This window comes from Vibrio sp. CCUG 15886, from assembly GCF_028570825.1.
GTDB lineage: Bacteria > Pseudomonadota > Gammaproteobacteria > Enterobacterales > Vibrionaceae > Vibrio > Vibrio vulnificus_B.
The window spans coordinates 1,228,351-1,249,637 of sequence record NZ_JAQQBT010000001.1; the positions used below are offsets into that span (position 1 = coordinate 1,228,351).

Annotated in this window: 13 protein-coding genes and 1 pseudogene; 3 read left to right on the forward strand and 11 right to left on the reverse strand. The window is 48.9% G+C overall.

The features are described from left to right. Nucleotides 1-23 precede the first annotated feature (23 nt). The 5 genes from PQQ36_RS05275 to PQQ36_RS05295 form a co-directional block, all read right to left on the reverse strand. The gene (locus tag PQQ36_RS05275; RefSeq protein WP_015728432.1) at nucleotides 24-1,193 is read right to left on the reverse strand and encodes a glycoside hydrolase family 88 protein; all 1,170 of its coding nucleotides are present in this window, start codon (nucleotides 1,191-1,193) and stop codon (nucleotides 24-26) included. Nucleotides 1,194-1,370: 177 nt separating this feature from the next. After that, a complete protein-coding gene (gene kduD, locus PQQ36_RS05280) occupies nucleotides 1,371-2,132 on the reverse strand; it encodes a 2-dehydro-3-deoxy-D-gluconate 5-dehydrogenase KduD (RefSeq protein WP_015728433.1) in 762 nt (253 codons plus the stop codon). Nucleotides 2,133-2,262: 130 nt separating this feature from the next. Then, nucleotides 2,263-3,324, reverse strand: coding sequence for a UDP-glucose--hexose-1-phosphate uridylyltransferase (locus PQQ36_RS05285; protein WP_273660527.1), 1,062 nt, complete (start codon nucleotides 3,322-3,324; stop codon nucleotides 2,263-2,265). Between the two features lie 16 nt (nucleotides 3,325-3,340). Next, nucleotides 3,341-4,357, reverse strand: coding sequence for a UDP-glucose 4-epimerase GalE (galE, locus tag PQQ36_RS05290; protein ID WP_273660528.1), 1,017 nt, complete (start codon nucleotides 4,355-4,357; stop codon nucleotides 3,341-3,343). A 2-nt stretch (nucleotides 4,358-4,359) separates the two neighbouring features. Beyond that, a complete protein-coding gene (locus PQQ36_RS05295) occupies nucleotides 4,360-5,985 on the reverse strand; it encodes a SulP family inorganic anion transporter (RefSeq protein ID WP_273660529.1) in 1,626 nt (541 codons plus the stop codon). Between the two features lie 1,143 nt (nucleotides 5,986-7,128). On the opposite strand from PQQ36_RS05295, the gene PQQ36_RS05300 reads away from it, so the two are divergent. Beyond that, complete coding sequence (locus PQQ36_RS05300) at nucleotides 7,129-8,568, forward strand: OprD family outer membrane porin (RefSeq protein WP_273660530.1); 1,440 nt, start codon at nucleotides 7,129-7,131, stop codon at nucleotides 8,566-8,568. Between the two features lie 133 nt (nucleotides 8,569-8,701). After that, nucleotides 8,702-8,932 (forward strand): annotated as a pseudogene (locus PQQ36_RS05305) (HPP family protein); the annotation flags it as partial. Between the two features lie 99 nt (nucleotides 8,933-9,031). Here PQQ36_RS05305 and PQQ36_RS05310 read toward each other — a convergent pair. From PQQ36_RS05310 to PQQ36_RS05335, 6 genes are all read right to left on the reverse strand, one after another. Then, the gene (locus PQQ36_RS05310) at nucleotides 9,032-10,978 is read right to left on the reverse strand and encodes a methyl-accepting chemotaxis protein (protein WP_047111290.1); all 1,947 of its coding nucleotides are present in this window, start codon (nucleotides 10,976-10,978) and stop codon (nucleotides 9,032-9,034) included. A gap of 92 nt (nucleotides 10,979-11,070) precedes the next feature. After that, nucleotides 11,071-12,771, reverse strand: coding sequence for a dipeptide ABC transporter ATP-binding protein (locus PQQ36_RS05315; RefSeq protein ID WP_011152822.1), 1,701 nt, complete (start codon nucleotides 12,769-12,771; stop codon nucleotides 11,071-11,073). Nucleotides 12,772-12,773: 2 nt separating this feature from the next. After that, nucleotides 12,774-13,934, reverse strand: coding sequence for an ABC transporter permease (locus tag PQQ36_RS05320; protein ID WP_047111294.1), 1,161 nt, complete (start codon nucleotides 13,932-13,934; stop codon nucleotides 12,774-12,776). A 2-nt stretch (nucleotides 13,935-13,936) separates the two neighbouring features. Next, nucleotides 13,937-14,944: an ABC transporter permease gene (locus PQQ36_RS05325; RefSeq protein ID WP_273660532.1), complete on the reverse strand. Its 1,008-nt coding sequence runs from the start codon at nucleotides 14,942-14,944 to the stop codon at nucleotides 13,937-13,939. Nucleotides 14,945-15,897: 953 nt separating this feature from the next. Then, entirely contained in the window at nucleotides 15,898-17,817 is a 1,920-nt protein-coding gene (locus PQQ36_RS05330; RefSeq protein WP_072605199.1) for an ABC transporter substrate-binding protein, read from the reverse strand. Nucleotides 17,818-17,884: 67 nt separating this feature from the next. Continuing rightward, on the reverse strand, nucleotides 17,885-19,606 hold the full coding sequence (locus PQQ36_RS05335; RefSeq protein WP_176301750.1) for a DUF2264 domain-containing protein: 1,722 nt from the start codon (nucleotides 19,604-19,606) through the stop codon (nucleotides 17,885-17,887). A gap of 200 nt (nucleotides 19,607-19,806) precedes the next feature. Here PQQ36_RS05335 and PQQ36_RS05340 point away from each other — a divergent pair, with 200 nt between their 5' ends. Then, nucleotides 19,807-21,252, forward strand: coding sequence for a sulfatase-like hydrolase/transferase (locus PQQ36_RS05340; protein ID WP_273660533.1), 1,446 nt, complete (start codon nucleotides 19,807-19,809; stop codon nucleotides 21,250-21,252). The last annotated feature ends 35 nt before the right edge of the window (nucleotides 21,253-21,287 follow it).

Sequence of the window (21,287 nt, forward strand, 5' to 3'; positions counted from 1 at the left end):
CCGAATGAGTTATTGAGTTCGGTTTACCAGAAGAAGCTCTGGTAGCCGTTAGCGCGCATTAGGGCTTCTAGGTAGTAGTAATCGCCGTAGGGCAACATGTTGTCGCACAAACCCACTTTGACAAACGACGCGCCGTGCGCCAAAAGCCCAAGGGCTTGCTCATCGGCGGTTAAATCGCAGCTCTGCATTAAGCCTTGCAGTAGATACAAGCCCCAATCGCGGTATTGTTTGGCCTCTTCGGCATCGTCAATGCACTGCGCAATCAGCAGCAAGCCCGCCGCAGTAATCGCACCGGCTGAGCTGTCTTTGTACTGGATCTCATCCGCGGGCAATGAGTAATCCCATACGGGAACGCCATCATCGGTGATCTGCTCGACCGCATAGCGCGCGAGCTTTTTCGCCAAGGTCAGAAACTGTTCATCTTTGGTGTAAAGATAGGTTTGTGCAAAGCCGTGAATCGCCCAAGATTGACCGCGCGCCCAGCACGAATCATCCGCAAAACCTTGGAAGGTCTCGCCTTTGATGGGCTGCTGAGTCACAGGGTGGAAGTTAAACGAGTGATAGGTAGAGAAATCCTCACGCACAATGTGTTTCGCCAAGGTTTCGCTGTGGCGCGTGGCCGCTTGCGCATAAACCGGAGAACCGGTCACTTGCGATGCCCAGAACAACAAAGCGGTATTTTGCAGCGAGTCGATGATCGATTTGCCTTGCGTAATTTCAGGGCCGAGCGGATGAGTATCATTCCACGCCACAATGTAACCACCAATTTTTCTAAAGCGATGAATCAGATGGTCAGCAGCGCGAATCGCCATCATTTTCGACTCTTCATCACCAGTCAGCTTGTAGTCCGCCACGCAGCTCAAACTGTATTGGAAACCCAGATCGTGATCCAACCAAAACGGGTCTAGCAGCATGTCTGCAAAGTAACGTTTACGCAGCTTGGCGCTGTTTTTGAACGATTGCTCAGCCGTCATTTGATAGCACAGCCACAACTCGCCTGTCCAAAATGAAGAAACCCAATCGAACTGGCCACAGTACTCCCACTGATTGTCCGCCGTACCGATCTTGGGGTTACGTTCCCCGATCTTAGGAATGTTCCGTTTAATCGCTGCCACCACCGTGGATAAATGGTTGACTACTTTTTCTTCGTCTAGCGCCCTTGGCAATGGACGCAGCGTGATCGCTTCACTCATACCGAAATCTCTCAAAACCTTTGTCGTGCAAAGTGGGTGTTATGCTCAATGATATATCTATAGTTTACAGTGATAGTTTTATATAAACGCATAGATTGCTCACATTTTTCAAAACACCTTTTCAATTTAAATTTTAATTTCAAAAAAAGCTGACTAGCAGCTTTCTCTTGCAACCCATTAACGGGCTAACCAACCACCATCAACAGCGATGGTGTAACCATTTACGTAGTCAGAAGCGGACGATGCCAAGAACACAACAGGGCCAGCAAGATCACTGGGTAATCCCCAACGCTGCGCCGGAATGCGTTCTAAAATCGCTTGATTGCGTTCAGCATCAGCTCTGAGCGCCGCCGTGTTATTGGTGGCCATATAGCCTGGAGCAATGGCATTGACATTGATCCCCTGTGATGCCCACTCGTTAGCCAGCAAACGAGTGATGCCCATCACGGCACTTTTCGACGCGGTATACGAGGGAACACGAATGCCGCCTTGGAACGAGAGCATCGACGCGATGTTGATGATCTTGCCGCCAGACTGCTGCGCTTGAAACTGACGAGCCGCCGCCTGAGCTAAGAAGAACACACTCTTGGCGTTGAGGTTCATCACGTCATCCCAATCTTGCTCACTGAAGTTGATCGCATCTTCACGACGGATAATGCCCGCGTTGTTGACCAGAATATCGATGCGTCCTGCTTGGGTAACCGCACGATCAACAACGGATGCAATCACAGAGGCATCACTGAGATCCGCCACAATCGAGTAAAAACGGCGGCCTGTGGCTTCTATCAATGCGGGGGTTTCATCCGGCCCAGCGTAGTTCACGCCAACAATGTCACAACCCGCTTGCGCCAGCGCCACTGCCATGCCTTGACCAAGACCTGTATTGCACCCTGTGACAAGCGCCACCTTACCGTCTAAATTGAACGCCTCTAAAATCATTATTCCTTTCCTTTTTATTCCGCTCCCTTCAAAAAGAAGAAAACCTCTTCAAATAAATCAAAACTACTTTTCAACCCATTCTCAGGCGAAAATTTTTTGCGCATTGCGCGGCAAATCTGCCCGCGAAAAATCAACTTTGCTTGTCGTGACCTTGCTTGTAGTGAATGTCGGCGGCATTGCGCAGGCGCTCGGCCGCTTGCTCTGGGGTGAGATCGCGTTGGCTTTCCGCCAACATCTCGTATCCCACCATGAATTTGCGCACCGTTGCGCTGCGCAGTAGAGGGGGAAGGAACGTCGCGTGCACTTGCCAATAAGCTTCCGGCTCCCCGGCCACAAAGGGTGCGCCGTGCCAGCCCATGGAATAAGGGAAAGAGCACTGGAAAAGGTTGTCATATTTAATGGTGAGCTGTTTGATGACTTTCGCAAGATCCGCTTTTAACTCATCGGTCAACTCGGTCAACCGGCTCAGTTTCACTTTCGGTAACAGCAGCGTTTCAAATGGCCACGCCGCCCAATACGGTACTAATGCTACCCAAAAGTCACTTTCTACGACGATGCGCTCACCGCTTGCTAACTCACGCTCAATGTAGTCGAGTAATAACGGAGAGCGATGCTGTTCAAAATAACGCTGCTGATGATGATCTTTTTTCTCCACAATAGTGGGAATAAAGCTGTTAGCCCAGATCTGCCCATGAGGATGGGGCTGAGAGCAGCCCATGCTTTCGCCTTTGTTCTCAAACACCTGAACCCAAGGGTAACGCTGGCCAAGCTCTTCCGTTTGCGTCATCCATGTGGTGATGACTTGCTCAATTTCTTCCAGCGCCAGTTCTGGCAAGGTGCGGCTGTGATCCGGTGAAAAACAGATCACTCGGCTCTCCCCTTTGGCGCTGTGCAGTTGGAACAGCGGGTCGTCACTCACCGGAGAATCCGGCGTGTGCTCGGTCAGCGCCGCAAAATCGTTTTTAAAGACAAAGGTGCCTCTATAATCCGGGTTGACATCACCGCTAATGCGCGTGTTGGTCGGGCACAAAAAACAGGTTTTTTCATAGCTGGGCAATGACTCAACATTGAGGGTTTCTTGTTGACCTTGCCAAGGTCTTTTCGCTCGGTGTGGTGACACCAGCACCCATTCCCCCATTAGTGGGTTATAACGACGATGTGGATGCTCGGCGACATCAAATACGTGAGACATAATGTTTCCTTTCAAACTAAGATTGGTAACCGTTTGGATTGCGCTGCTGCCAGTGCCAACTGTGCTCAACCATATCCGTTAAATCGTGCTGTGCTTTCCAGCCCAGTTCCTGCGCGGCCTTGTCGGCTTGGGCAAAACATTGGGCAATATCACCGGCTCTGCGTGGCTCAATGCGTACTGGCAGTTCGCGCCCCAACACTCGGTTCATCGCGGCCACCATCTGCAACACACTCACCCCATTTCCAGTGCCTAAATTGTATGTGTGCAGACCGCGGACATTCCCCCGCTTTTCCAGTGCCGCCACGTGCCCTTCCACCAGATCTTGCACATGAATGTAGTCGCGCACGCCGGTGCCATCCGCTGTTGGGTAATCGTCGCCAAAAATCGACAATCTCTCACGGCGACCAATCGCCACTTGAGTAATGAAGGGCATCAGATTGTTCGGTATGCCGCTTGGGTCTTCGCCAATCAAGCCGCTGGGGTGCGCACCAATAGGGTTAAAATAGCGCAGTAAGGTAATGCTCCAGTCGGGGTTGGCGGCGGAAAAATCGCTTAAGCAGCGTTCCACCATATGTTTGCTGGTGCCGTAAGGATTGGTGGTGGCACCCGTTGGGGCCGCCTCCGTAATGGGCACGGTTTTGGGGTCGCCATAGACGGTGGCCGATGAGCTGAAAATCAACCGATAAACATGCGCCACACGCATCGCGGCAATCAAGTTCAGCGTCCCGGTCAGGTTGTTGTCGTAATACTCCAGCGGTTTTTCGACCGACTCCCCGACCGCTTTTAAGCCAGCAAAATGCATCACGGCGCCAATCTCGTGTTGATCAAAAATAGCATCCAGCACCAGTCGGTCACGAATGTCGCCCTGATACACCACCAACGGTTGACCAATCAACGTTTCGATTCGTGCCACCACATTGGGGTGGCTGTTACTGAAGTTATCCAGCACGATCGGCTGATGCCCCGCGCGGACCAAAGCGACACAAGCGTGACTGCCAATGTAGCCACAGCCCCCCGTCACAAGTACTTTCATAATTATCCCTTACAAATTAGCGTTAACAGTGGTGTCAACCGTTCAGAAAAATGCTCTTCACGCACCGACGTTGCACCATTGAGCAATGACGCTTTGGCGCTGGCTTTAAAACGGCAGAAATAAACATGGCGACCACTGGTGGAGACATAGTCATCGAGCATTTGCACCCCAAGGTGATCAATAAAGTTGATGCCTCGGCCGAGAATAATCAGATGCTTAGCACTGACGTTCTGCATCTCTTGATGAAGATATTGCACGCAGCCAAAAAATATCGAGCCATTAATACGGATCACCGCAATGTCGTCCTGCTGCTCAAGGTTCAGCTCATCGTGGCTCAGCCGTTCAATCGCTGGGCGCGAGGTTTTACGTAGATAAAAAAACAGCGAAGCGCCAACGCCGACATAGATAGAGAGTTCAAGATGAAGAAATAGTGCCGCCAAACAGGTGGCAACCAACACCACCGCTTCCTTTTTGTCGTGTTTGACGATGGTGGTAATGTGGTGAACATCGACTAAATGCCAGGCAACCACCAAGAGTAAGCCGCCCATCCCCGCGATGGGAATGTAAGCCGCATAAGGGGCAAACAGCAGCATGATCACCAACAACAAAAGCGCAGCAAATACCGCCGCTAATGGTGTTTTCGCACCACTGCTGTAGTTAACGCCACTACGCGTAAACGAACCGGAAGAGACGTAACAAGAGAAAAACGATCCCACAATGTTGGAGAGGCCTTGACCAACAAATTCTTGGTTGCTGTCCAGTGATTGACGTGACTTGAGCGCGACTGAGCGGCTGATTGAAATCGCTTCGACTAAACCGAGCATCGCCACCGCGACAATTCCCCCCAGCATGGGTTCAACATGACTCAATCCGGCAAATGGCGAGGAGAGACTGAGATAACTGCTGCTCACCTCGCTCACCATCAAAACCGGGTATCCTGCCTGATTCATCCACAAGGCAAAAGCCATTGAGGCTAGCGTCGCCAATAACATATGGGGGAGCTTCGGCCAAATTCGTTTGCACATTATGCACACCAAGATGGTGACCATACCGACTGACAGCTCTTTGGCATTAAAATGAACGGCATGGCTCCCCAGCAGCAGCAAGTTTTCAATCGCGGTTTCGCCAGAGTTGTACTGCAAACCCAGTACGTGTTTTAACTGGCTCACTCCAATCACAATCGCCGCCCCAGCGGTAAAACCCAGCACCACCGAATGGGACACAAAGTTCACCACTGCGCCAAAACGCAGCAAACCAAACAGCAATTGAATAACGCCAGCGCACAGGGTCAAGGTGAAACAGAGCTGGATATAAAGCGGTGTGCTCGGCTCCGCGAACTGGCTAACCGTGGTAAAGACGATCACCGAAAGTGCCGCCGTTGGGCCAGAAATAAGATGATGGGAAGAACCAAACAATGAGGCCAAAATCGCCGGAATGATGGCGGTGTACAAGCCAAACTCAGCAGGCAATCCTGCAATCATCGCATAAGCAATCCCTTGCGGCAGAACAATAATCGCCCCAGTCAGGCCAGCCCAAAAATCGGCTTGCAAAGATTGAGCGTTGACGCTTGGTAACCACTTTAAAAAGGGAAAAAGCAGCGATAGTTGGCGGTGTTTCACAGCGCGCATCACTATTCCTCTAACAACTGTCGATTTCAAATGGGAAGATGATGGCGTGCTCTTAACTAAAAAGCGCCGCTTGCTAACCGTCAAGCAGTGGCCTCTGACACCATTGGTTGGTCCTCACAAAACACCGTTATTACGCTGCTTAGCTGGCAGCAGAGGCATGCTTAAAAGCGGTTAATCATCACTTCAAACCGCGGTCATGGCCGTTCCCACACCGTTGGCTTGTTTTATTCGTGCGTTCATACACCCAAACCATTTGAAACTGCTGCGTTAAGTTGGGCAAAGATACATAAACAACATGAATACCAGCACTATAAACAACCAACATAACGCAATCAATAGAAACAAAACAGCTTTTCATTTTTAATGATTAATTGATTTAAATTATGTGATTTTGATTATAAAACATCATTTCAAAATAGATTGAATGGATAGATGAATGCTAACATCTGTGAGAAATAGAATGACTAGATAACAGAATAATTGAAATCAGTGAAAAAATATTCAGCAGTAAATTGAATATGAAATCACACAATCAATTAAAAGGTATTGCATATTGATTATTTAAACGTGATAGTGAAAACGTTGAAGAGCAATCACTCTATTCAAATTTTGCAAATAAAAATCGTCGATAACTCCACGCGAATTTTCATTGATATTGGCCCTACGAAAGTAGTTATTAGTGAAAATTGGATATAGCTGTTAGTTTTCCAAGATATTGTTTGCAATCTTTAAGAGCCCCTTATGGGGCTCTTATTCTTCCACCTTCCCATCCCCCTAACTCTCACCACAACACACATTAAAAAAAGAAATAAAATTTACTTTACAATATTAAAATCAAATAATTAGATGAAAATCTCATCCCTCACCCGGCCCACTATCGGCAAAAAAAAACACTCGGCTTCCTACTCAATCCATCATTACACACAAGCTTCACCGCCCCTCATCTCCATATTCTACTGTGTTTTATTCTCTGACTTTTAAATAGAAAATCGCATAAGAAACAAAACACATAAACACAAATCACAATACTCTTTTATTTTTGATGAACATCCGGTTTTTAAAACACAAAACGATGTTTCAGTTTAAATAATTACAAATATCAATAATATTCACATTGCAAATAGAATTCTCCTCTACACAAAAATGGAATATATGGATATGCAACATAGAATCAATCTTTCTCTGATCTCTACCGCTGTACTGGCCGCCCTAACTTCCGGTACTGTTTTCGCCAATGATGTCGACCCAAACGATATTCGTAACCAGAGTGCCGCTGCAGTTGACCTAGCCACTGAAGCCAAACAGGCTTTTTATGATGGCTCGACCTCTCGCCTACACTCGTTCTTATACATTCGTGATCGTGAACAGAAAAACATGACCACGGGTGAATGGTCGCCAAACATTGAAAACCAAACTCTGCAACTGGCATGGGACTACAAATCGGGCTATTTCAAAGACACCATCGGCTTGGATATCTGGGCGAACACCAACCTGCAACTTGGCAATACCACTGGCATGTCGGAGATCCTTTACTTTGATCATGAGTGTCAAAACAACCCAGCCTACGATGGCAAGGGGTGTGAGAAGTCTTATGCTGCACTCTCAGTCGCCGCACTAAAAGCGAAGTTTGGTAACGAGGATGCTGGCCTTGCTCTGCGTGGTGGTTACACACAAATTAACATTGGTACCATTCGTTCTAGCTGGGGCCTGAACCCGCACGCTTATCGTGGTCTTGAAGCCAAAGCGCATTTTGGTAACTTGATTGTCGGCTACGCAATTGCGGACCAATTTAAGAACGATTGGCGCAAAGAGTTTTTGCCAATGACCACCAAATGGCACCAAAACCAATTGAAAGGCGCTGACACCACCAACACGGTGATCGACCACATTCAAACACTCGGTGCGATCTATAAGTTCGACCAAGGCCAAATTGACGTCGGTTACGGTGTGGGTAAAGACTACCGTCAAAACTGGCAAGCCCTAGGGAAATACAATTTCGATCTAGGTTCGGCCAAAGTGGGCCTAAGCGCGTTCTACCACGGTTCGATTCTAGAAAAGAGTGCTTTAACTACCAACGTAGTGAGCAACAAAGAGGAAGCACAAAGCTATCTTGGCCTTGGTGCCAACATTAAGCACGGCGGCTTTACGTGGATTGCGGGCGTCAGCAGCACAGACACCGGTGGTCAAGAGCTTAGCTACAACTTCCGCCTTACCCCTTGGGCAAACTCGGACAACCGTAACTTCCAGCAAACCACCTCTGGCCTAGATGACTACAACGCTGACGGTACCAAAGCGGTTAAATTGGCGGTGAACTACAACTTTGCCAGCTGGGATCTGCCAGAGCTGACCGCGGGTATCGGTGGTAACTACGGTACCAATGTTCGCTCAAGCTTAACTGAAAAAGAATACGATGGCTCTATGCACTCTTTCGATTGGAACATCGGCTACAAGTTCATGGATGGCGCATTGGAAGGCCTAAATATTCGCACCTTCCGCAGCAAATTCCGTGGCAACGACATCGTACACAAAGCGGATCGTAACGATACAAAAGTGCTGATTTCATACAGCGTAAAACTCAAATAATTTAACCTCTCATTCCACTGTATTTGCCCGGCTCAACGCCGGGCTTTTTTGTCATCGCAGCCAATTATGCTTCATCGTTGCAGTCGATTGAGGGTGTTTAAGCATTGCGCAATCACCGCGTTGTCGGGCTCTTTTCGCTCACTACATAGGGGTAAATCCTATAAGCTTGGCGCTCGCGAGCGGCCTCGCCGTCTCAGCAATGCTGCTGACGAAAACTACGCACCCACCTGCGGGTGCGAATCCGTTGCTGATTATGATGACAGGGCAAAATTGGGACTTTTTACTGACTCCGGTTCTACTTGGAGCAGTGATCATCGTCGTGATCGGCAAGGGAATGCAAAAATCCCTCAAAACCTACGCTTAGTCGACGAGAAAGTAACAACAAAGGGGCAAGATTGCGCCCCTTTGATATTTTGCTATTTGAAGTAATAGGAGATGAAGCTTAACTTGCCGTTAAGCCTTGTCAAACAACGTATTGAGCGACCAATTTTTGCTGCTGGGCAGCCATGGTTTGCAGCTCGTTTCCAGTCGTCACCAAATGGCTGATTTGGTCTAAGTTGGTCTGTGAATCGCTTTGAATTTCGGCAATTTTCGCCGCGATTTGCCGCGTGAGGCTGCGCTGCTGCTTTGTTGCTGCTGAGATGGATTGCGCAGTTTGACTGCTCAGATCTAGGCACGTTTTCACACGGTTGACCGATTCGACGGCCTGTTTGGCACTGTTCATCGAATCCTGCATCTCTCGATTACAGTGCTCTATCTGCACTACCGCGGTGTCTACGTCATGATGAAGCACATCGATGATGTCACGCACTTCCACCACCGAGCCAGAGGTGCGCTCGGCTAAGGTTCTCACTTCATCGGACACCACCGCAAACCCACGCCCATGCGCGCCTGCCCTCGCGGATTCAATTGCCGCGTTTAACGCCAACAAGTTGGTTTGCTGGGCGACTTCATCAATGAATTTCATCGCTAAATTTATCTGTGCGGCACTCTGCTTTAGACGATGCATGGTCTCTACCGCCAATTGCAGTTTGTGTTCTAACGCCAAATGACGCTCAATATTTTCATTGACGTTCAAAGAACCGTTATACGCTTCTTGGCTTGCTAGTGTCGCCTGACGTGCTCCGGATTCACTTTCATCATCAATATCGCCAATAAACTGCGTGAGTTGATGTGTGTGATGAACGACGCTCGCTGTTCGCTCGGCTTGCTGTTGCAACGCCTGAGTTAGGCCTGAAGTTCGCTGGCCATTCTGTTGGATGACTTGGTTTAATTTCGTAGAACTGTGGGTGAGGGTGTCAATCATCGCCAGTTGAGACTGACGCAACTGTTCTAAATGGCGAGCTAATCGGCCAAACTCAGCAGGCAATGAGTTGGGCACCGATTGGGTCAGGTCACTCTCCGCCATCCGCTGAATCGTACCAATCAGTAACCGCAGGCTACGTTTGAGTGTACTCGACACATTGATCGCTATGACACAGCTGAAGCCGCCAATCAGTAAGACAAAGCCAATCAATTGAACGTGATAAAGCGCTTGATCGGCTTGCGCATTTTCAACTCTCAGCGCGACCTCTTCCAACAGCTGTTGGTTGGCCACTTCAAGCTGCTCTCCCACCTTAGATAAACGGTGGGCAAGTTGCTGAGCTTGCTGCTGAACCTGCTTTTGGTTTTCAGCCAACAGCAGCTGAGCGTACACCACCCCCGAGGATTCAAACGCATCCAACAGTACTTTGCTGACCAAAGCGGCATCGCGTTGACCATATTGGCGACTGCGCGTTTTTAACTGCTTACTCTTCTCCTCTATCGATCGAGCTAGCGCGCGATTCTTCTCTCTTAACTGACTGATGGCAGCGGGATCGTCACTGGTTAATGCGCGGTTAATATTAAAACTCAAGCCATCAATATCACTGCTCACACTGTCTACCAGCATGGTAGTGTTCATGTCGTCCGAACTGACGGCCAAAGCGTAAATTTTACGTTTAACTTTGGTGATGGCGAGTTGATGCGCTTGCCGTTTTTTCTCTAACTCAGCACGCATTCCAGAGCCTAAAAGCGCTTTATCCAATAGCTGCTGGGTTTCATCCAGCAACCCTTCTGTATGTCTCCTTGAGAAAGAATGGGAAGACAAACGCTCTTGCAACGTCGACATCGGCTGCAACAGTTCCGATGATGCGTTTTCCAGCGACTCTGCGGCTGGGATAGAAAGAATTCGATTTTCAATATTACTGACCAAACTTAAGCTCATCGCTTGGCGCTGCATTTGTCGCATCGTATGTTCAGACAACTGATCGAGTTGATGAATCAATTGCTTTCCCTGCCATATCGATAAACCACAGACCGAAATAAGCACCAGCGTTAACAGTATTACCAACAGTTGAATACGCCGAATGATAGAGGTGTTCTTCCCCATGATGTAGATCCTTTTCCGTTTTGCTCAGACAAAAAAAGCCTCCTGGGTGACAGGAGGCTGTTTGTTGGTGACGCCCCATGATTAACACGGAGCTATGCAATCTTTTTTGCCGCTTCCTCCGGTGGGAGCTCAGCGACAGGCACCGCCGCAATCAGTTGTTTGGTATAGGCTTGCTGCGGGTTGAAAATGACCTGCTCAACGCTTCCTTGCTCAACAATATGGCCATGTTGCAACACCAGCACGCGATCACAGAAATATTTCACGGTTGCGATGTCGTGGGTGATGAGGATAAACGCCGTGCCATAAGTGTTTTGGAACTCAATCAGCAGATCCAACACCTGAGAACGCAGCGACACATCCAGTGCTGCAGTCGCTTCATCGGCAATCACCACTTTAGGAATGGTGACCAAAGCGCGTGCAATCACGATGCGCTGGCGCTGACCGCCTGAGAAAGCATGCGGGTAGCGACTGGAGAATTCTGGCGGAAGCCCAACCCATTTCATGATGTTGCGTACTCGTTCTTCACGCTGCTTTTTGCTCATTTCGGTGCGTAGCTTCAAAAGCGGCTCTTCAATGATGTCAAACACCGTCATGCGTGGATTGAGTGATGACCATGGGTCTTGAAAGATCAAACGCAGATCGGCAAACAAAGGATCGCGTTTCTGACGCTTGTAATCAGACAGTTCAATTTCACGCCCTGAGTCCTCATCCACGTATTGGATCGAACCCGTGCTCGCTGGTGACATGCCCAAAATCGCACGGCCCAAAGTACTTTTGCCGGAACCCGATTCGCCAACGATGCCTAAAGATTCCCCCGGATAAAGGGTTAAACTGGCGTTATCGACCGCCGTCATAAAGCGCTTTTTCTGGAACATCTTCGAGGGTTTTTCAAAGATTTTGCTCACGCCACTCAAATCCAGAATCGGACGGGGCGCATTATTCACATCCAGCGCAAACGGCACTTTCACTTTGGACGGTTTTTCCAAAGCGCGCGTCGCTTCCATTAACTTGCACGTGTAGGGGTGTTGAGGGTTCTCAAAAATCTGCCGTACCTCGCCACACTCCACTAATACGCCTTTTTCCATCACCGCGACGCGATCGGAAATCTGTGCCACGACACCCAAGTCGTGGGTAATGAACAGAATCGCCATGCCAAATTGCTGTTGCAGCTCGGCAAACAGGTCGAGAATCTCCGCCTGTGTGGTCACATCCAGCGCCGTGGTTGGCTCATCGGCAATCAAGATATCTGGATTGGAGGCAATCGCCATAGCGATCACCACACGTTGACGCTGCCCCCCGGAGAGTTCAAACGAGTACTTGTTGATCAAACTTTCCGGCTCTGGCATTTGCACTTGATATAGCAGTTCTAACGTGCGTGTGTGCGCTCGCTCTTTGGTGATGTTCGGCTCAACCAAACAGAGCACTTCTTTGATTTGGTCACCCACAGTATGCACTGGGCTGAGCGCCGCCATCGGTTCTTGCGATACCAAGGAGATGTTGAAGCAGCGCATGTAGCGCATCTCTTTACTGCGCGGATCCATTTGCGCGATGTCGATGATCTGCCCTTGCTCGTTTTGGTAAAGGATTTCACCCGAATCAATACGGCCCGGTTTGTCCAACAACTGCATGATGGCGGACGACGTCACCGATTTGCCAGAGCCTGACTCACCAATGACCGACAATGTTTCGCCGCGATAGAGGTCAAAACTGACCCCTTTAACTGCGTGAAAATGTTCCGTACTGGTCGGGAAGCTTACGTTGAGATCTTTTACTTGAAGAATGCGTTGTTTCATTATTATTTCGCTCCCTGATCGTGGTATGGGTCACAAGCATCACGTAAACCATCGCCCACAAAGTTCATTGCCAAAATCACCACAATCACCGCCGCGGCAGGAATCAACAGCCAAGCCGCTTCCGCCAATGCGCGGATGTTTTGCGCTTCTTGCAGCAGTACGCCCCAACTCACCATCGGCGCCTGTAAACCAAGACCAAGGAAGCTCAGTGCGGTTTCCCCCAGAATCATCGCGGGAATCGCCAGCGTCACCACCGCAATAATGTGGCTCAGGAAGTTTGGCACCATGTAACGGCGGATGATTTCAAACGGTGTGTTGCCATCGAGCCACGCTGCCGCGACGTACTCTTCGCTACGCAGTGACATAAAGCGGCTGCGCACCACTCGCGCCATGTCTGGCCAAGAGACCAAACCTAAAATAATGGTGATCAAGAAATACTTGGTGAGAGAACTCCATTCCGCTGGCAATGAGGCCGAAAGGGCCATCCACAAAGGCAAGGTTGGAATGGACTTCATAAACTCGATACTGCGCTGAATGAAGTTATCGATCGCCCCACCGAAGTAGCCAGAGATACCGCCAATGACAATGCCGAGCACAAAGGTGGTGAATACCCCCATCAAACCGACCGAGAGAGAAATGCGCGCACCATAAATCAGGCGAGACAACATATCGCGCCCCATTCGGTCAGAGCCGAGCACAAAAAATGGCAGCTTCGGATCATGTGGCACCACAAACTTGCGATTCATCGGGATAAAGCCCAGCAAGTAGTAACGCTCAGTCTCACCGAAAAAGGAGAAATACACTTTTTTGTTCTCATTTAGGGTGTAGTGACGTTTTAACGTGCGTGGATCGGTTTTGCTGTTATAAAACTCAAGGTGTGGCGCCCAACGCCATCCATCCTCCGTGGATTCAATCAAGCTCACCGCTTGTGGTGGCGCATAGGTGTAACGGCGCCAGTTATCACTGGGATCAAACGGAGCAAAAAACTCAGCAAAAATGGCAATAAAGTAAACCCACACGAGGAACCACATGCTGTACCACGCCAGTTTATGCTGACGCATTTTGAGTCCGATGAGCTGCCATTGGGTCGCGGTGGCTAAATCAAGCGTGGCTTTTTTGCGACCAAACAGTCGATTAAATAGATGAATTGCTTGTGTCGTCATGACTAAAACTCCTTCGCTACACCAACACGCACACGGGGATCAACCCAGTAGAGCAATAGGTCTGAAATCAAGGTACCAATAATGGTGAGAATGGACATGATGAGCAGGACATCCCCCGCGACATACATATCTTGAGCCCGCAATGCGGAAAGCATCAATGGACCTAAAGTGGGGATGTTCATGACTTGGCTGACGATGATGTCCGCACCCATCAGGGCTGGCAGCATCCAACCAATGGTGGAAACAATCGGCAAAATGGCGATGCGCACGGGGTACTTCATGATTAATTTGGCTTCGGTTTGTCCTTTCGCTCGTGCGGTTTTCACATAAGGCTTTTTCAGCTCATCGAGCAAGTTAGCGCGCATGATACGGATGATGCCTGCAAGGCCCGCCGTACCCACCACCAAGATATAAATCCAGCTGCGAGATGCTGCATCGAGGAATTTTGCCCACGACATAGGCTGGTCTAGAAACTCTTCGGAGTAGAGCCCTGAGACCACCGTATCAAAGCTGTAGTAACCGATCAGCAGCGCCAGAATCGCAATCACAAAGTTGGGCGTCGCCATGCCGATAAAACCAAAAACTGTCGCCACGTAATCGCCCCAAGAGTATTGACGCAACGCGGAATACATACCGATAGGAATGGCAATCAAGAACTGAAAAAGAAAGACCGCAGCAGCAAGAGAGACAGTTGGCCAAATGCGCGGTTCAATGGTTTCCCACACTGGCTGGTTGTTGGTGAGGGAGATGCCTAAATCACCGGTCAACAAGCCGCCGATCCAGTCGAAATAACGTTCAAGCAGTGGTTTATCCAAACCATACATCTCACGCAGGGTATAAATCATTTGTGGGTCGACGGTTTGCCCCATTGACTGTAACTCCGCGATTTTGGACGAAGCAAAATCTCCCGGCGGCAAATCGATCACCGCAAAAATAACGATAGATACGGCAAATAATGTCACCAGTATCGACATCAATCGCTTACCTATAAACAGAAAAAAACTGCTCATTGTTGTTCCTTAATCCCAATCCTATTCGGAATATTTACTCTGGTTGATGAAGGCCGGAACCTTCGCTGTTAAGTGAAGAAAATTGGTAATTAAAACCGTTTAAGTGCAACCAATTTAATAACTCAACCCTATATTCATTTTTATTAGAACGCATCGTTAGTTATTTTTAAAACGCTTTTTCAGTTTTATGATAACAAGATCATCACCAAAGCGTTGAAGCGTGATCGAAGCCAAATTATTTGCATTGCAAATTTACTTTTAATTAACCATTCACCTTACAGATAATTAAAGTTGCCACGCTATTTGGACGCAAATTGCTTAGCGTATCGCTGGAAAAAAACTGAAGAAGACCGCCACCAATGGGTGAAAAAAATCAAGTGTGGGGTAAACGATGCAGTAACGTGTTAGTCAAATTACTCTAATTCATCACAAATAGAACATACGCTCAGACCTTATCGAAAAAGGCCTTAGTGCCTAAACCGATGAAAAGAGCGAGCATCAACGCCTCTCAAGAGGGTCAGAAGAGAGTCAATCGAGCGTCGAGCAACTTTGCCAATAAAGAGGCGAGAACTTGCGTCTAGAAGGCGTTGTGCGGCCCTGAAGGTGTTGCAAATATCTGCTTGTTTTATCGCCATATTTCGCATCGTGATGTGCGCAATCATTCAACAAATATTCAGCACCACCATGGCCCTGTGACAAAATGACTTAAAAACCATCACAACGAAGGGAAATAAAGAATCCGATGATGTGTTCACCCTCACCAAGTTACGTAAAATCCGTTGTTATTTTTGGCTAGAAACAATTAAAATTCAGGTGGTTAAATAAAAACAACGCGAACTATCTTGCAAGGTTAGCCTTATATTTCTCATCAGATTCTTATTTTCATAAATAAAATAAGGCCCAGCATTGAACACTGGGCCTAACGATATTGCGTTATAGAAACTCGCCGTTGATTACTGCTGTTTCCATAGCTGGCTCATGCGCATTGGCCCAGGGGTTGGGAAAGTCCAAGACTGAGGCATGTTTTCTGGCACGTTCTGCAGTTTGTTGTTCACCACCACACCCACCGGCAGCGCTTCTACTGTACCAATCACGTAGAAGTGCTCTTTAGCGATATCGAGGATCTGTTCCATATACTTAAACTGCGTTTCTTGCGAAGAGGTATTTTGGATCTTGTTCCACAACTCCAACTGCTTCTTCACATGCGCCGGTGGCTCCACGGCAAATTCATTACCCGGCTCTGAAGCCCACAAGTAGTAACCTAAGCCCCAAGTTGATTCCGGGCTAAACGGCATGTAGTGACGCGCTTCATCAATGATGCCCACACCACCATCGCCAACGATTGGGATCATGTCGAAGTCGTTGGTTAAGCGAATGTTGGTGACATGGTTAATTTCCAGAACGCGAATATCTAAGAACACACCCACTGCTTTCCACTGCTTCTTCACCAATTCCAGTGAATCGGCCAACACGCCTTTGTCGTTCACTTTAGAGACCGCTTCGATGCGCAGACGCTCACCGTTTTTCATCAAACGGTAGCCTTCTTTGTCACGTTGCGTCAAACCAAGTGAATCCAGCAATTTATTGGCTTTTGCAAGATCAAATTCCGTGTACTGAGTGGCCATCTCTTCATCAAAAAATGGCGAGATTTCGATTGGTGCCGCTTGATGTGGACCGACCGCACCCGAGAAGACGGTTTCGCTGATCTCTTCACGATCAATCGCATGAGAAAGCGCAACACGGAAATCTTTGTTTTGGAACAGTTCGCGTTTCAGCGGATCTTTCACCGTTTGGTTTAGCGCGATGGCCAGTTCCGTGCTTCGTGTATTTGGACGGAACTCATAGGTGTAGCCACTCTTCTTCTCGTTATCGATCAGCATTGGACGGTAACTTGGCTGACCAATGTGACGATGTTGGAAGTCTGCTTCACCCGCAGCGGCACGCAGAACCATCTCTTCTTGGTCTTCACTGTAACGCCAGCGAACGCTGTCTAAGTAAGGCAATTGGTTACCTTCGGTATCGACTTGCCAGTAATACGGGTTACGCTCAAACTCGGCAAAACTCGCGTTTGGACCTGGCGCCACTTTCACTTTCCATGCTGTCAAGACAGGGCGATCAACGTTGTTGTAGTGCTCGATGAAGTAGTGGGCATTGCATTTGGTCGACGCGTACTGACGCCAAGAGTCAAAACCAGCCGCCTTCGCCATTTCTGCCGCTTTTGGATTGAACTTTGGAATGAACTGTTCACAGTAATGTTTTGGATAGGCGGTGAAGCTTTCGCTATCCACGGTCGCCAAGCTGCGAATAAACAAACCATTTGGTTTGGCCAAGGTGATTTTCACGCTGTACTTATCTAGCACTTCCGCTTTCGCGGCATCGTGAGTCGGTAGAGCCAGTGGACGGTTACCTGCGTGCTCTGGGTCACCCACAATGTCATTGATGTAAAACGCAATGTCCTCTGCGGTAAATGGCGTGCCGTCAGACCACTTCACCCCTTTGCGCAAAGTAATGGTGTACTCGGTATTTGCCTCATTGGAAGTAAATCCAGTGGCTAGGTTCGGCACCACTTTTGAGTAGTAAACATCGAAATTAAAAAGGTTGTCGTAGGCGATGGTGCGCGCGCGGTGACCGTTGTCGACCACTTTACCGACCAAGTTCAGCGTGCCGCCGTATTGCCCTACCGATTCAAACGGTTCAACCACTAGCGGATTTTCCGGTAAACGTTCGATCACTGGCGGTAATTTTCCAGCCGCAACGAGCTCTTTTAACTGCGGGGCTTCATTGTAGGTATCGGCCCAAGTTGAGAAAGAAATAGACGCAGCCACAGCAATTGCGACTTTGCCAAGTAGAGGTAAGCTATTCTTATAGTTCATCAGTCACTCCCTGATGTGATTTACAAATTATGGGTAAAATTTTTCTGCTTCGCACGAGCCATCCAGCTCAGCGAGGCCATTTTCCTGCATTCACCGCAATCACATACTGGTGCGTACCGGGTTCGATACGCCCTGTGATGGCAGGAACACTGGCGTGGGGATAAAGCAAATTGGTGTTCGGCGCACATGGGTAAACGCGCGTTTGTCCTTCACCTTGTAATAAAATCAGTTCACTGAACAATCGCTCTGAGCTCACCTTCGCCGGTTGAATCACCTGATGGCTAAACCACGCCGACCAGCAATCCACCGCGTGCCCCGTCATGACAAAATCCAGTGCCGTATCGGTGGTGATCTCATGGCGGCGGATTTCACCTCGTTCAGACCACTGCTGACGCGTTTTCACCACACAACCTTCAAATGGTTGCCACAGCGAGACCAAGGCATCACCATCTCGATAACAGTCAGTGTTGCGGTGACGGCTAAACCATTGCCCCGTCTGCGGATGGGCAAATGCGACGATGTTGTCACCCGCCCAACCTTGATCGAGCCAGCGGGTTGATTCGACACACAAGCCATGCAACGAGCTGTAAGCAAATTTGCTGTATTTGTCTTCACAGTGGCGCAGCTCATTGGCTGGAGCTGCGTTGGTCAGCAGATAACTGCCCTGTCGTCGTACCATTTGATGGTGTTCACCAATCCAAGTTGCTGGCAGTTCACTAGCTAAAGGCTGTTCGGCTGCACGCCAAAACGGATGCTCTTCAGCAAGATTGAGGGCATTAAAGGCTTTGAGCGCCAGCATCGGTGATGCATAACTGGTGTAAAACTCACTGCTTAAGAGATTCGGGTAAGCAAAACCGGGCAACAATTGCGCTTGTTGATCGCAAATCGGTTGCTTTGCCCACCAACGCATGGTTTGCATCCAGTAGTTTTTGGCGGTCACAATATCCATGTCTGGGTGATCGTGTCGGGCAAGCTCTGCCCAAAAAGCGGCGCCTGCAAAACGATAGTTGAGCGAGCGGCCATAGCATAGCGGCTGTCCGTCATCACCAAACCAATACTGGTAGCCATGGGAAAACGCCACCGCTCGCGCCAACAAACGTTGGCACAAATCACTTTCGCCTTGCTGCCAGCGCACATACACCAATGCATAAAGTTGAAAAGCAAACGGATTGTAATAATCGAGCGCACCGCCTTCGCCGTCTTGATACCAGCCATCATCGAGATAGAGCGCATCGACAAAGGCGAGATCATCGGCCAGCACTTGCTCGTTAATCTGCTCGCCCAATTGCTGCAAGGCACTGAGGATAAGGATACGAAACCAACGCCAATTGTTCGGAGGGAGTTGTAAATCCGTCACCGCGCGCAGCCAATCCACCAAGTGCTGCTTTTCTTGCAAAGAAAGAGGCAGCCAATAGCATTCCTTTGCATCCACCAGCGCAACGGCAATGGAGGCCATTTCCACCACACGTTGATCGTAGTTTTTCGGCTGCTGCCAATAGTGTTCTGAATCTGGATCGCAACCTGCCACCACCATCTGACGTAAGGTGTGATGCGCTTGGTTGAGCTCATGCGTTGCAGGAGCCACGCCCCATAACAGCCGACAAAGATGCTCTAGCTTCGCCACTTCGGTCGGGTAATGCGCGGCACTGTTGTACGTTGGGCGATCACCACTCCGCTCGGTTAATACCGGAAGTTGACGCTGCACAATCTCATTCAGCAGTTGCAGCGTTTCCGCTCGACGGCTAAATGTCACATCCTGCTTCACCAATTGATTGAGGCTGATGGCCACGGGCTACTCACTTATCAACAAATTCATCAATGCGGCAATTAAAACTCATCACCACTAATTATTGAAACGCTTTTTTATATTTATGATATGAAGATCAAAACTCTGTTTCATTTTTTATATTCAATGCATACATAGTTCACAAAAATAGATAAGATTCGACAATATAATTGAACCATCATTTCATTTAATGGGAGTCGCGTGTGAATTTTGCTCTATTGCTCATGGACCAGACCCGAGCGGATATGCTTGGTTGTTATGGTCATCCTGTGGTCAAAACCCCCAATATGGATAGCATTGCCGCGGCGGGGGCGCGCTTTGAACAAGCGTTTTGCGCCTCTTCTGTCTGCACCCCGTCAAGAACCTCTCTATTCACTGGCAAGATGCCTTCTCACCACGGCGTGATGTGTAACTCGGATAAAGAGGGCGATAAATGTGACGTGCCGCTTGAGGACGCTAACCTGATCAGCGAGTTGCCCAATCACCAGCACATTTACATTGGTAAATGGCACATCGGCCATCAAAAACTGCCGCAAGAATACGGTTTCATTGGCCACAATTTTGATGGCTATGCCTACCCTGGTAGTGGTGTTTACCAAAATCTGGCCTTTGATAGCGTGCCACTCAACGGCAACCGTTACCAAGAATGGCTACATGAGAAAGGATTTGCCCTTCCCAAAGTCAGCGACTGCACCTTCGGTAACAACCCCAATCTGAAAATCCAAGAGTTCTATGGTTTGCTCCATGCCCCCGTTGAAGCGTCGATTCCGTATTTTTTGGTGGATGAAGCAATCTGCCACATTGAGAGGTGTCTGCTGCAAAATCAGTCCTTCACCTTGTGGATGAATTTCTGGGGCCCGCACACGCCTTGCATCATCCCAGAGCCCTACTTTTCAATGTACCAACCTGAACAAGTGACCTTTGATGAAAGCTTCTACCATCCTTTGATTGGCAAGCCGGAGCACTACCAAAACATTGCCAAAATGTGGGGAGTATGGAGCCTAGACGAAGAAATCTGGCGACACATAATCTGCAAATATTGGGGGTACATTACGCTGATTGACGACGTCATCGGCCAATTGCTCAACTTCCTCAAACAAAACGATCTCTACGATGGGCTGTTTTTGTCCATCTCCGCCGATCACGGCGACGCGATGGGTGCACATCGGATGATCGAAAAAGGCGAGTTTATGTTTGATCAAACCTATCGTGTGCCGCTGATCATCAAAGACCCCAATGCAAGCCAGATCGGCGCTCACTATGATGATTTGGTTTACCTGCACGATCTCACCGCCACTTATGCCGACATCGCCAGCAGCAACGTGCCGGAGAGTTTCGATGGCCAATCTCTGCTGCCGATCTTACGCCAGCAAGCAGGGCAAAGCGTGCCCGCTCGTGAAGGCATTCTTGCTCAGCAAAATGGCCATTTCACCCCCTACCCACAGCGCATGTGGCGCACCAAAGAGTACAAACTGGTGTTTAATGCCAGCGGCCGCAGTGAGTTGTATCATCTGCGCCACGATCCGCAGGAGATGCACAATCTGATTGATGATCCAAACTATGGCGAGATCAAACAATCGATGATGAGGCCATGTATGCGGAAATGCAACGCTACCACGATCCGTTGTGCACGTGGTTTTATCGCATGAAGGCGGTGATTTAGTCACCGCTAAGCCAGAGTGGC

Coding starts and splice junctions, on each gene's coding strand:
- PQQ36_RS05275 (WP_015728432.1), bottom strand. CDS start 1,193: ATGAGTGAAGCGATCACGCTGCGTCCATTGCCAAGGGCGCTAGACGAA.
- kduD (WP_015728433.1), bottom strand. CDS start 2,132: ATGATTTTAGAGGCGTTCAATTTAGACGGTAAGGTGGCGCTTGTCACA.
- PQQ36_RS05285 (WP_273660527.1), bottom strand. CDS start 3,324: ATGTCTCACGTATTTGATGTCGCCGAGCATCCACATCGTCGTTATAAC.
- galE (WP_273660528.1), bottom strand. CDS start 4,357: ATGAAAGTACTTGTGACGGGGGGCTGTGGCTACATTGGCAGTCACGCT.
- PQQ36_RS05295 (WP_273660529.1), bottom strand. CDS start 5,985: ATGCGCGCTGTGAAACACCGCCAACTATCGCTGCTTTTTCCCTTTTTA.
- PQQ36_RS05300 (WP_273660530.1), top strand. CDS start 7,129: ATGGAATATATGGATATGCAACATAGAATCAATCTTTCTCTGATCTCT.
- PQQ36_RS05310 (WP_047111290.1), bottom strand. CDS start 10,978: ATGGGGAAGAACACCTCTATCATTCGGCGTATTCAACTGTTGGTAATA.
- PQQ36_RS05315 (WP_011152822.1), bottom strand. CDS start 12,771: ATGAAACAACGCATTCTTCAAGTAAAAGATCTCAACGTAAGCTTCCCG.
- PQQ36_RS05320 (WP_047111294.1), bottom strand. CDS start 13,934: ATGACGACACAAGCAATTCATCTATTTAATCGACTGTTTGGTCGCAAA.
- PQQ36_RS05325 (WP_273660532.1), bottom strand. CDS start 14,944: ATGAGCAGTTTTTTTCTGTTTATAGGTAAGCGATTGATGTCGATACTG.
- PQQ36_RS05330 (WP_072605199.1), bottom strand. CDS start 17,817: ATGAACTATAAGAATAGCTTACCTCTACTTGGCAAAGTCGCAATTGCT.